The sequence below is a fragment of the Segatella copri genome (assembly GCF_026015465.1).
In the GTDB taxonomy this organism is placed as follows: domain Bacteria; phylum Bacteroidota; class Bacteroidia; order Bacteroidales; family Bacteroidaceae; genus Prevotella; species Prevotella copri_E.
Genome location: NZ_JAPDUQ010000001.1, coordinates 1496290 through 1509669 on the forward strand (window position 1 = coordinate 1496290; position 13380 = coordinate 1509669).

The 13380-nt window shown below is 45.9% G+C and carries 4 protein-coding genes, 2 tRNA genes and 3 rRNA genes; 6 read left to right on the forward strand and 3 right to left on the reverse strand.

Annotated features, from left to right (window positions below; genetic code table 11):
- Positions 1 to 116: 116 nt before the first annotated feature.
- Positions 117 to 773: a PAQR family membrane homeostasis protein TrhA gene (gene trhA / locus ONT08_RS06265; protein ID WP_117695654.1), complete on the reverse strand. Its 657-nt coding sequence runs from the start codon at positions 771 to 773 to the stop codon at positions 117 to 119.
- 327 nt (positions 774 to 1100) lie between these two features.
- On the opposite strand from trhA, the gene ONT08_RS06270 reads away from it, so the two are divergent.
- From ONT08_RS06270 to rrf, 6 genes are all read left to right on the forward strand, one after another.
- The gene (locus ONT08_RS06270; RefSeq protein WP_264959501.1) at positions 1101 to 3296 is read left to right on the forward strand and encodes an alpha-galactosidase; all 2196 of its coding nucleotides are present in this window, start codon (positions 1101 to 1103) and stop codon (positions 3294 to 3296) included.
- Positions 3297 to 3755: 459 nt separating this feature from the next.
- Positions 3756 to 5287, forward strand: a 16S ribosomal RNA gene (locus ONT08_RS06275).
- A gap of 134 nt (positions 5288 to 5421) precedes the next feature.
- Positions 5422 to 5495, forward strand: a tRNA-Ile gene (locus tag ONT08_RS06280).
- A gap of 19 nt (positions 5496 to 5514) precedes the next feature.
- Positions 5515 to 5588, forward strand: a tRNA-Ala gene (locus tag ONT08_RS06285).
- A gap of 219 nt (positions 5589 to 5807) precedes the next feature.
- Positions 5808 to 8705, forward strand: a 23S ribosomal RNA gene (locus ONT08_RS06290).
- Positions 8706 to 8812: 107 nt separating this feature from the next.
- A 5S ribosomal RNA gene (gene rrf / locus ONT08_RS06295) occupies positions 8813 to 8925 on the forward strand.
- The 16S, 23S and 5S rRNA genes sit together here with 2 tRNA genes alongside, the layout of an rRNA operon.
- Before the next feature lie 368 nt (positions 8926 to 9293).
- Here rrf and ONT08_RS06300 read toward each other — a convergent pair.
- Both ONT08_RS06300 and rnr read right to left on the reverse strand, forming a co-directional pair.
- Positions 9294 to 10850, reverse strand: coding sequence for an IS1182 family transposase (locus ONT08_RS06300; RefSeq protein WP_118200255.1), 1557 nt, complete (start codon positions 10848 to 10850; stop codon positions 9294 to 9296).
- 176 nt (positions 10851 to 11026) lie between these two features.
- Positions 11027 to 13324 (reverse strand): ribonuclease R, encoded by a 2298-nt coding sequence (rnr, locus tag ONT08_RS06305; RefSeq protein WP_264959502.1) that lies wholly within the window; start codon positions 13322 to 13324, stop codon positions 11027 to 11029.
- Positions 13325 to 13380 lie beyond the last annotated feature (56 nt).

Genomic DNA, 13380 nt, shown 5'->3' on the forward strand with positions numbered 1-13380 from the left:
ATATTATAAGAAGAGTATGATATGGATGAATGTCTTGTAATATAGAGCATTATAAAAAAACAAAGGCATCAGAAAGCGAAAACTTCCCGATGCCTTGATGCTTTTTATTAAGTCGTTTAGATATATTTCATCAGAATGTCCCAAACTGCAATGATGTGGCAGATACTACCAGCTAAAACGAAGAAATGGAACACGGAATGCATGTATTTCTTCTTGTTGATACTGTAGAATACGGCGCCCGTAATGTAGCAGACGCCTTCGGCAATAATCCACCAGACTGTGGCGGTGGATACGGAGTCTATCAAAGGTTTAAAGGCAACCAGTACCGACAATCCCATGCCTACAAAGCAGATGGTCTCCAGGTTGCTGTGATCCTTGAGTCTGGCAAAACTCATGATGGTTCCGGCAATGGCGCAAGCCCAGATAAAGATAAAGAGGCTCCATCCCCAATATCCCTGGTCTCGCATCGCAATGAGCGTGATTGGCGAGTAAGAACCGGCAATATGCCAGTAGATGGCGGCATGGTCCCATTTGCGTAGTCGCTCCTTCCATTTGCTCCAGGCAGAAACTGCATGGTAAACCGTTGAGGCGATGTAAGACATCAGCATACCGAACAGATAGAGGATAACTCCCGCCGTAGCCCATCCGTTATGCATCGTAAAACACCAATATAAGAAGATGGCTCCCACGACAAAGCCCATCAGGATACCTCCTGCATGCGACCATGAGTTCCAAAGTTCTTCTTTATGACTGAAATGTATCTTTAGTTTCATATCTCTATATATCTTTTCGTTACACATTCTGCTGATTTTGAAAAATAGGGCATTCAAGCCACTATACCTAAATCGTTATCAGCTATAACATTGCAAAGATACTAAGAATTTCTTAAAGTGGACTATCTTTTAGGAATTCTTTCGATTTCGGGAGTGTTTTCTTTGCTTTATTTGCTGATTGTTTGTCCTTTTCTGCTTTCTTCGAAAAATAAATCAAAAAAGTATTGGAGTGTATTGGATTTTTTTATAATTTTGCGATGTGAAAATGAGAAATCATCTCTCACAAAATAGAAATTGTAAACGCAACTAATAACTTAGAAAGGTAATATGAAGTTAAAATCAATTGCACTTATATTGATGACTGTCGCACTTCCGGCGATGGCAGAAAAAGTATCTGTAAATACAAAGGGTATGTCGCTCATTCTCGATGTTGAGAATGGAAAGCCTGCCCAGTATATCTATTTCGGTACTAAGTTGAATCCTAACGATTTGCAGAATTTGAAGGTCGCTACTGGTGGCCGTATGGATGCTTATCCGACTTACGGACTGAATACTCCAGCTGAAGCGGCGCTTGCCATGCGCCATAGTGATGGTAATCTTTCAACTGCTCTCGTGGCTACGGGCTGTGATGTGAAGAACGAAAGAAATGCTTCTGTCACGACCGTCCATCTGAAAGATCCTGTATATAATATAAAGGTAGACTTGAAGTATCGTGCATACAATGATGTTGATATGATTGAGGCATGGACCGAGATTCTGAATGGTGAAAAGGGTACTGTTACCCTGACTACCTTCGCATCGGCTATGCTTCCTATCCGTCGTGGAGATGTTTGGATGAGTCATCTTTCCGGTACTTGGGCAGCAGAGGGACAGTTGAGTCATGAAAAACTGCAGCCAGGAGAATTTGTAATCCGAAACAATGATGGTACCCGCAATTCGCATACCGATCATGCTGAAGTCATGTTCTCGCTCGATGGTAAAGGACAGGAAAATGCGGGTAATGTTATTGGTGCAGCCTTGGTTTATAGCGGAAACTATAAACTGAAGACGGTTACCGATGATACCGAATATCATTATTTCTTTGCCGGTATTAACGAACAGAACTCTGAATATCATCTTAAGAAAGGTGAGACTTTCAAAACTCCTGCACTCGCTTTGACCTATTCAACACAGGGCTTGAGCGGTGCAAGTAGAAACTTCCATAAATGGGGACGCAAATATATCTTGGCACATGGAGATAAGGAGCGTGATATCTTGCTCAATTCTTGGGAAGGTGTTTATTTCGACATCAACCAAAAGGGAATGGGCCAGATGATGGCTGATATCCATAGTATGGGTGGTGAACTCTTCGTAATGGATGATGGATGGTTCGGAACCAAATATCCTCGTGTTACTGATAACTGTGCACTAGGCGACTGGGTGGTTGATACCAAGAAACTTCCTAATGGCATTGAAGGCTTGCTGAGCGATGCCAGGAAAAACCAGGTAAAGTTTGGTATCTGGATCGAACCGGAAATGACCAATACTACCAGTATGCTCTATGAGAAGCATCCTGATTGGGTTATCAAGGCTCCTAAGCGAGATGCTGTTCTGGGTCGTGGTGGTACCCAGCTGGTGCTCGATCTCTCTAATCCAAAAGTACAAGACTTTGTTTTCGGTGTAGTAGACAATTTACTTACTAAATATCCAGATATAGCCTACATCAAGTGGGATGCCAATATGGCCATTATGAATCATGGCAGCCAATACTTGTCTGCAGCAGATCAGAGCCATCTCTACATCGCTTATCATCAGGGATTTGCGAAGGTTATCGACCGTATTCGTGCTAAGTATAAGGATGTGGTGATTCAATGTTGCGCAAGTGGCGGTGGCCGTGCCAATTGGGGCATGCTCCGTGGTTTTGATGAGTTTTGGGTAAGTGATAATACGGATGCCATGCAGCGTATTTATATGCAGTATGGAACCAGCTATTTCTTCCCAGCCATCGCCATGGCAAGTCATATCTCTGCTGTGCCAAACCATACCGTATTCCGCACTACTTCTTTGAAGTATCGTATTGATGTGGCTATGAGCGGACGACTTGGAATGGAAATTCAGCCAAAGAATATGACGGATGAGGAAAAGGCTCTCTGCCGAAAGGCTATCTCAGAATACAAGGAGATCCGTCCTGTTGTTCAGTTTGGCGACCTTTATCGTTTGGTTTCTCCGTACGATAATCAGGGCTTGTCTTCTATTATGTATGTTAGTGAAGCAAAAGACAAGGCTGTCTTCTATTGGTGGAAATTGGCAAACTTCTATAATGTTCATTTGCCAAGAGTTAAGATGGCTGGTCTGGATGAGAATAAGATGTATAAGGTAAAAGAACTTGATGTAATTGATAACAGGCCTCTTGATTGTGAGGGAAAATCTTACTCTGGTAAGTATCTTATGGAACATGGCTTGGAAATGCCGTATGTTCATGAGGTAGACTGGGGGAAGAAGAACGACTGGTCGTCTCGTGTTCTCTATTTGGAGGCAGAATAGTTTTCTGGTATCATTTTATATGTATATGCGCATGCTTGTGTGCCCACACGCAGATATGAGCGCGTGTATGTATATAATAAAGTGTTTGGTATCAAAATAAGTGCAAAATAAGATGTAAATGTTAAAATACTGTTAATTTCTAAACTTTTTCTTGGAAATATTTGGCGGTTTCGGAAAATGTTTGTACTTTTGCACTCGCTTTTGAGAAATACACTTTCTCTTAGCAAAAAAAGAAAGAGTTCTTTGAAAGATTTTACATAAACAGACAAGTAGTACAAGAAGCGGTTTTGGATTATACCTTATTATATATAGGGAATATGAAGAAACTGGGTAAAAGAAACGAACCGTCAAGCAATTGACAAGTCAGGTTTACTAAGCTTCAATAAACAAAAAGGATATTCGTCCTAAGTACAGACAACAAACAAACCAAGCCGCAAGGCTAGGTAAAAATGATATTTTACAATGGAGAGTTTGATCCTGGCTCAGGATGAACGCTAGCTACAGGCTTAACACATGCAAGTCGAGGGGAAACGATATTGGAAGCTTGCTTCCGATAGGCGTCGACCGGCGCACGGGTGAGTAACGCGTATCCAACCTGCCCACCACTTGGGGATAACCTTGCGAAAGTAAGACTAATACCCAATGACGTCTCTAGAAGACATCTGAAAGAGATTAAAGATTTATCGGTGATGGATGGGGATGCGTCTGATTAGCTTGTTGGCGGGGTAACGGCCCACCAAGGCGACGATCAGTAGGGGTTCTGAGAGGAAGGTCCCCCACATTGGAACTGAGACACGGTCCAAACTCCTACGGGAGGCAGCAGTGAGGAATATTGGTCAATGGACGAGAGTCTGAACCAGCCAAGTAGCGTGCAGGAAGACGGCCCTATGGGTTGTAAACTGCTTTTATAAGGGAATAAAGTGAGTCTCGTGAGACTTTTTGCATGTACCTTATGAATAAGGACCGGCTAATTCCGTGCCAGCAGCCGCGGTAATACGGAAGGTCCGGGCGTTATCCGGATTTATTGGGTTTAAAGGGAGCGTAGGCCGGAGATTAAGCGTGTTGTGAAATGTAGACGCTCAACGTCTGCACTGCAGCGCGAACTGGTTTCCTTGAGTACGCACAAAGTGGGCGGAATTCGTGGTGTAGCGGTGAAATGCTTAGATATCACGAAGAACTCCGATTGCGAAGGCAGCTCACTGGAGCGCAACTGACGCTGAAGCTCGAAAGTGCGGGTATCGAACAGGATTAGATACCCTGGTAGTCCGCACGGTAAACGATGGATGCCCGCTGTTGGCCTGAATAGGTCAGCGGCCAAGCGAAAGCATTAAGCATCCCACCTGGGGAGTACGCCGGCAACGGTGAAACTCAAAGGAATTGACGGGGGCCCGCACAAGCGGAGGAACATGTGGTTTAATTCGATGATACGCGAGGAACCTTACCCGGGCTTGAATTGCAGAGGAAGGATTTGGAGACAATGACGCCCTTCGGGGCCTCTGTGAAGGTGCTGCATGGTTGTCGTCAGCTCGTGCCGTGAGGTGTCGGCTTAAGTGCCATAACGAGCGCAACCCCTCTCCTTAGTTGCCATCAGGTTAAGCTGGGCACTCTGGGGACACTGCCACCGTAAGGTGTGAGGAAGGTGGGGATGACGTCAAATCAGCACGGCCCTTACGTCCGGGGCTACACACGTGTTACAATGGCAGGTACAGAGAGACGGTCCCTTGCAAAACGGATCAAATCCTTAAAGCCTGTCTCAGTTCGGACTGGGGTCTGCAACCCGACCCCACGAAGCTGGATTCGCTAGTAATCGCGCATCAGCCATGGCGCGGTGAATACGTTCCCGGGCCTTGTACACACCGCCCGTCAAGCCATGAAAGCCGGGGGCGCCTAAAGTCCGTGACCGTAAGGAGCGGCCTAGGGCGAAACTGGTAATTGGGGCTAAGTCGTAACAAGGTAGCCGTACCGGAAGGTGCGGCTGGAACACCTCCTTTCTGGAGAGACGAATTTCCTATAGAAGATTTAGGAACATGACTTAAAAAGTTCGCTTCTCTTCTTGTACGCACCATCTGTTTAATTAAATAAGAGATAGAGAATGTTTGGCAGAGATGCTACTCTTTACCAACACAGTCCTATAGCTCAGTTGGTTAGAGCGCCACACTGATAATGTGGAGGTCGGCAGTTCAAATCTGCCTGGGACTACTTCTTTACTTCTCGATTTGGGGGATTAGCTCAGTTGGCTAGAGCACCTGCTTTGCAAGCAGGGGGTCAACGGTTCGAATCCGTTATTCTCCACTCCAAAGGAAAAGGCTGGTATGAAGTATTTTACTTTTTTACTCTTTTACCTTTAAAAGATCTTTGACATATTGACACAAGCAAAACTGTAAGTAATGAACTTTAGTTCAGACTAAAGTAAATCAAATCGCAAGATGAGATTTCACTTTGTTAGAATACAGCTGAAAGTATGAGCTACTTATTCGTTATTCGGAAACGAGTAACAAGAATACAGTCGTAAAGAAAGTAAGAAAGGGCGTATGGCGGATGCCTAGGCTCACGGAGGCGATGAAGGACGTGATAAGCTGCGATAAGCTTCGGGTAGGTGCAAATAACCCTTGATCCGGAGATTTCCGAATGGGACAACCTAGCCGTCTGAAGGACGGTTACTCTTACCAGTGTAAGAGAGCTAACGCAGGGAACTGAAACATCTTAGTACCTGCAGGAAGAGAAAATAAATGAATGATTCCCCCAGTAGTGGCGAGCGAACGGGGAACAGCCCAAACCAGTGGCGTCGCAAGGCGTGGCTGGGGTTGTAGGACCGCGACATTGTACTGAAATGGTGAGTGGAAGTATCTGGAAAGTTACATCACAGAAGGTGATAATCCTGTACACGAAGCCAGATCAGGCATAGCGGTATCCTGAGTAACGCGGGACACGAGGAATCCTGCGCGAATCTGCCGGGACCATCCGGTAAGGCTAAATACTCCCGTGAGACCGATAGCGAACGAGTACTGTGAAGGAAAGGTGAAAAGAACCCCGAGCAGGGGAGTGAAATAGTTCCTGAAACCATACGCCTACAAGCGGTCGGAGCACAGCAATGTGTGACGGCGTGCCTTTTGCATAATGATCCTACGAGTTACCGTCACTGGCGAGGTTGAGTGTCATGAGACACGTAGCCGCAGTGAAAGCGAGCCTGAAGAGGGCGCACAGTCAGTGGGGGTAGACGCGAAACCAAGTGATCTACACTTGGCCAGGATGAAGTCCCGGTAACACGGGATGGAGGTCCGCACCAATAAGCGTTGAAAAGCTTCTGGATGAGCCGAGTGTAGGAGTGAAAGGCCAATCAAACTTGGAGATAGCTCGTACTCCCCGAAAGGCATTTAGGTGCCGCGTCGGATGGTCACCGTGAGAGGTAGAGCGACCGATAGGACAAGAGGGCTTCACCGCCTATCGAGTCCTGACGAACTCCGAATGCTCACGGTCTGCAGTCCGGCAGTAAGGGGGCGGGTGCTAAGGTCCGTCCCCGAGAGGAGAAGAATCCAGACCGCCGTCTAAGGTCCCGGAGTTCTGCCTGAGTTAGTCTAACGAAGTCTGGTCCCTATGACAGCTAGGATGTTGGCTTGGAAGCAGCCATTCATTCAAAGAGTGCGTAACAGCTCACTAGTCGAGGGTCCGGGCATGGATAATAATCGGGTATAAGGCAGACACCGAAGGCGCGGGATAGCAATTTTAAAAGTATCGGTAGGGGAGCATACTCACAGCGTCGAATGGTGTACGTAAGTTATCCTGGAGCGGTGAGTAAAGCAAATGTAGGAATAAGTAACGATAAGGAGGGTTAGATTCCCTCCCGCTGTAAGACCAAGGTTTCCCGGGCAATGCCAATCAGCCCGGGGTCAGTCGGGTCCTAAGTCTAAGCCGAACGGCGATGGCGATGGCAGAGACGGTTAATATTCCGTCACTGCCGCATGGGGCGACGTGGAGACGGAGCAGTGAAACCACCGCGGGGCGACGGAAGTCCCCGTTGAAGGGTGTAGGCGTTGAGGATGGCAGGCAAATCCACCATCCGAGCTGAACCTGACAGTACGGAGTCCTCCTCGGAGGAATCTGATAGTGTGGGTAATCATACTCCCGAGAAAATCCGCTAAGCTTAACCCATGCGGCACCCGTACCGCAAACGGACACACGTGGTCGGGTAGAACATACTAAGGCGTTGAGAGATTCATGGTTAAGGAACTAGGCAAATTGACCCTGTAACTTCGGGATAAAGGGTCCTCGTGATGAGCGAGGCGCAGAGAATAGGTCCAGGCAACTGTTTAACAAAAACACAGGGCTGTGCAAACTCGAAAGATGACGTATACAGCCTGACACCTGCCCGGTGCCGGAAGGTTAAGAGGAGATGTCACTCGCAAGAGGAAGCATTGAATTGAAGCCCCGGTAAACGGCGGCCGTAACTATAACGGTCCTAAGGTAGCGAAATTCCTTGTCGGGTAAGTTCCGACCTGCACGAATGGTGTAATGATCCGGACGCTGTCTCAACCATGAGCTCAGTGAAATTGTAGTATCGGTGAAGATGCCGATTACCCGCGATGGGACGAAAAGACCCCGTGAACCTTTACTACAGCTTAGCATTGACCTTGGTCATCCGATGTGTAGGATAGGCCGGAGGCTTCGAAGCGGGAGCGCCAGCTTTCGTGGAGCCATCCTTGAAATACGGCCCTTTGGCTGTCTGAGGTCTAACGCGCAGTTGCGCGGACACTGCTTGGTGGGTAGTTTGACTGGGGTGGTCGCCTCCAAAAGCGTAACGGAGGCTTCCAAAGGTGCCCTCGGGTCGATTGGTAACCGACCTCAAAGAGTGCAATGGCATAAGGGCGCTTGACTGGGAGGCAGACATGCCGAGCAGGCAGGAAACTGGGGCATAGTGATCCGGCGGATGTGTATGGAAACTCCGTCGCTCAAAGGATAAAAGGTACTCCGGGGATAACAGGCTGATCCCCCCCAAGAGCTCATATCGACGGGGTGGTTTGGCACCTCGATGTCGGCTCGTCACATCCTGGGGCTGGAGAAGGTCCCAAGGGTTGGGCTGTTCGCCCATTAAAGTGGCACGCGAGCTGGGTTCAGAACGTCGTGAGACAGTTCGGTCTCTATCTATCGTGGGCGTGGGAGTTTTGAGTGGTGCCGTCACTAGTACGAGAGGACCGTGATGGACAGACCTCCGGTTTACCAGTTGTGCCGCCAGGCGCACCGCTGGGTATCTGAGTCTGGATTGGATAAGCGCTGAAAGCATCTAAGTGCGAAGCCAGCCGCAAGATGAGAACTCCATTGAGGGTCGTCAGAGACGATGACGTTGATAGGATGCAGGTGTAAAGACAGCGATGTCAAAGCCGAGCATTACTAATTGCCCGAACACTTTCTTTAAATAAGTTCATAGTTTCAGCTGTTGACTCTCGATAAAATCGAGAGGGACGGTGGTTCTTTACTGATAAATACAGTTTGCTTGTGTGCAAATACGTCATAACCCATTATCAGGTGGTTATTGCGGTGAGGTCCCACCTCTTCCCATTCCGAACAGAGAAGTTAAGCTCACTTGCGCCGATGGTACTGCAATGCAATGCGGGAGAGTAGGTAGCCGCCTCCTTTTATCAAGAGCCTCAGATTTCGAAAGATTTCTGAGGCTTTTTTTTGTTTTCTGCAGTTTTGCTTTCTTATCGCAGCTTTATCCCACAGATTACGCGGCTCCTTTTATCTTTTTACCTATTCGGTCCTGGATTTTGTAAATGTGTATAGATTCAAAATAAAAAAGAGGGTGTGTCATAAGTCTGTGACGCACCCTTTTTTTGTGTGTGTTTCTATATATTCTAGTTGAATCGTAGTCTTTCTTCACAAAGGGAATCTTATTATATTGTATAGAAACTTTACTTTTCTTGTTTTATCGATAACAAAACAGCCCCAAAGCTCACAAAAGGGCATAGTTATCCCTGACGATAAAACAACCAAAATTGAGTTTTATCGTTTTATACCCAAATATTTCTTCAAATTGAATCCCATTCCGAACAATCCTAGATCCATGTAAACCTTGTCCATTCCAAAATGCCTGAATCGCTTATAATGCATATCTGCCTTCATCTGCCCAAATACAGCTTCCGGCTCTATCGGTCGCTGGCTTCTGTGTTTCAAGCCCTCTTCAGACGTTAGTAGCAGGAAGGCTTCCTTTTTATATGCATTCAGTTTATGGTTGACATATATGGTTCTGTTGCCTTTGGATTTCTTGCAGAGACTTCCAAGCGGACATCCATCACATCGTTGTGCTCTATATAATGTAATGACAGACACATAGCCGGAGTCACTTTTCGTTTGCCGTTGTCCACAAGGTTCCATGTGTTGTCCCATGGGGCAGACATAATAGTCATCATCCCTGTTGTAGTAGAAGTTCGCTTGGTTGAAGGCATCCTCCTTGAAAGGCTTATGCTGTTCCTTGTGAAACCAGTTGTACTTTACATAACCCATCATTTCTTCCATCTCTAGGTACTCGTAGTTCTCCTCCGAGCCATACCCTGAGTCTGCGGTGACGCTCTTGGATTGCTTTCCATATCTTTTCTTGTACTTATCCAAAAAAGGCTTGAAGGTCAGGGTGTCTGTTGGATTGGGATAAAGGGCGAAATTCGTCCAATATTGATTCTCTGTCGCAATTTGAAGGTTATAGGCAGGCTTTGTCTGCCCATTGTTCATGGCATCTTCCTTGAGGCGCATGAAGGTCGCATCGGGATCAGTCTTGGAGTAACTGTTTCTCTCGCCCAGTATATCCAGTGATTTTTCATACTCGCACAGTTTGTCCGAGGCTTTGAACAAGTGATCTATCTGAGTATTTAGCTTTTGCTTCTCTCTTCCTGTAAGCTTTGCCTTAGGAAGGTTCTTAGCTTGCCTCTCACACAAACGTGCACTTCTCTCTACATCCTTGGCGGAAGTGGCTGGCTCGCTGTCTTCTTCCTTAATGTCACTCCCGCCATTCAGGCGAATTTGTTCTTTTATCTGAGCCAATGCAGCAGAGGTCTTTTCCAAGAGCTTAGCCCTGTTCTTTTCCACAGTCTTCTTCCATACAAACGTGTACTTGTTTGCTTTCGACTCTATCTTAGTGCCATCAACATATTGTTCCTCCAGACTAATCACGCCCTTTTCAACCAATATGGAGACGACTGCATCAAAATAAAAGTCGATGCATTTAATCATATGATTGGATCTAAAGCGGTTGATTGTTGCGAAAGATAATTGCTTACCTCCACAAATCCACATATAGCGAACATCGTATTTAAGTGCGTCCGCTATGCCACGACAGGAATAAACGCCATTGATATAGGCAAAAACAACTAAACTTAGAAGCATCTTCGGACTGTAAGGAGGAGCACCAATCCCATCATAGGTATCCATGAGAGGGTTGATGTCCATACTGCGAACAATACGATCCACCATACGAACTTTGCTGTCTTTTGGCACATAATCATCGAAAGAGTTAGGAAAAAAGCTCAATTCGTGCCGAGTTTCAGATTTTATTTGTATCTTTGCCATACTTAAAGAAGTTTTCTGCAAAGATACAAATCTTTTGCGGAAAGGCAAAGCCCGAGCTTGTGAAAGTTTGGGCTTTGTTGTAAATAAAAATGTTTTTTAAAGATTTCGTATCTGTGAAAAGGCAAAAAATAAAAAGGGGTGCGTCACAGACTTATGACACACCCTCCAATTTGATATTATTTGTTTTTACGGTGATTTCGTGTCTTCTGCTTTGACTTTTTCGCTTTGCTGGAAGAAGTATTAGCTGCAGGCTTTTCCTTGCGTACAGGAGCCGAATCGCCAGCTAGGGTGAAATCTAGTTGTTTCTTTTCCAAGTTGGCTTGCGCCACCTTGATGCGGATAGCATCGCCTAATTGATATTTATTATGGTGGCGACGACCAATCAAACAGAAGTTCTTTTCGTCGAAGTCGTAATAATCGTCAGCGATGTCGCGCATCGGAATCATTCCTTCACAATGGTTTTCGTCTATGGTAGCATAAATTCCGTAAGAAGTAATACCGCTTATATGGGCATCGAATTCCTCGCCGAGTTTATCTCCCATGAATTCTACCATCTTATATTTGATACTGTCACGTTCTGCATTCTGTGCAATCTGTTCCATTTCAGAGCAATGCTCACAGAGTTCTTCGTAATGTTTCTCGTTGGCACTTCTGCCGCCATCTGCGTACTTAGTAAGCAAGCGATGAACCATCGTATCCGGATAACGGCGTATAGGTGAGGTGAAGTGGGTGTAGTATTCAAATGCCAGTCCAAAGTGTCCGATGTTGTGAACGGAGTACTTTGCCTTCATCATGGCACGGAGTGCAACCATCTGGATGAGATTATTCTCTGGTTTGCCTTCGCAATCTGACATCAACTTGTTGAGACTTCTTGCTGTAGCGCCTTTTGTACCCTCTGTTTTCATCTTATAACCAAACTTCACAACGAATTCACGCAAGGTTTCCAACTTCTGTGGGTCCGGATTGTCATGAATACGATAAGGAAGCGTCTTTGGCTTCTTTCCTTTCTTTACCTTTCCGATACTTTCAGCCACCGTACGGTTGGCGAGTAGCATGAATTCCTCTACGAGTTTATTGGCATCCTTAGAGCGCTTGTAGTAGCAGCTTACTGGTTTCCCCTTTTCGTCAACGTCGAAATGCAACTCTTCGCGGTCAAACTTAACAGCACCATTTTTGAATCTTGCGGCACGAAGTTTCTTTGCCAGTCTGTCAAGCGTAATGAGCTGAAGTGCGTTTTCTCCTTGATAAGGATGTTCCTTTGTTTCTGCTGGAGCAGGTTCGCCAGTACCATCAATCACACCATTTGCTTCGAGGAGTTCCTGTACCTCTTCATATTTATATCTGCGGTCGCTCTCTATGACGGTATGAACGATGCGATAGTTCTTGACTTCGGCATTGCTGTCGAGTTCGAAGATGACGCTGTATGCAAGTTTTTCCTCATTAGGACGAAGCGAGCAGATAAAGTTACAGAGACGCTCTGGGAGCATCGGGATGGTGCGATCTACGAGATATACAGATGTTGCACGTTTCACAGCTTCCTTGTCGATGATACTGCCCTCTGTGACGTAATGTGACACATCTGCGATATGAACACCTACCTGCCAGTTACCATTCTCCAATCTCTGGATACTGAGGGCATCATCAAAGTCCTTGGCATCCTTCGGGTCGATGGTGCAGGTGAATACCTTGCGGAAGTCCTCTCGTTCTTTGTAATCCTGTTCTGTGATTTCGCCCGAAATCTTATTGGCAGCATCTTCTACATTCTTTGGATACTTATAAGGTAATCCATATTGAGCAAGGATAGAATTCATCTCAACATCATTATCACCCATCTGACCAAGAATATCAACAACCTCGCCAATAGGACTCTTGTTTTCTCCATCAGGCCACTCAATAATTCGTACCACTGCCTTGTCATCGGTCTTTCCTCCCTTTACTTTTCTTCTAGGAATGATGATGTTGTGAGCAAAGACATCGCCAGGTGTCACGAGGTAAGCCAGATCCTTATCTACTTTCAGACGTCCTACGAAGGTATCTTTAGCGCGTTCAAGGATTTTGTTGACTTGTGCCTCCTTGATGTGATTCTTACGGCGAGCCAGGAAGGTGAATTCCACCCTGTCGCCATTAAGTGCTCCCATCGAATTACGTTCAGAAACGAAAATAGGCTTCTCGCTATCATCAGGGATAACAGAGTTTTTGCCATTTGCCTTTCTAACGAATTTACCTTCCATCACCTGTATGCTTTGATTCAGGCGATAAGAATTATCACTTACCTTAGCCAGGTAGTCATCCCATGCCATTTCCTCCATAATGTCAATCGCCAGCATCTTGAGCGGATGTGTAGTGAGACGGAGGGAACGGAATATCTCTTTAAAGCTGAGCGTTTCGCCCGGTCTTTCGGCAAAGAATTCCTGCAGCATCTCAGTGAGCTGCGCTTTGTTCATTCTTTTGCCACCTTTTTTACCTTTTCCCATAAATTATGACTATTATTAGTTTTATAAGGCAAAGAAACAAAAAAAAAAGGAGAAAA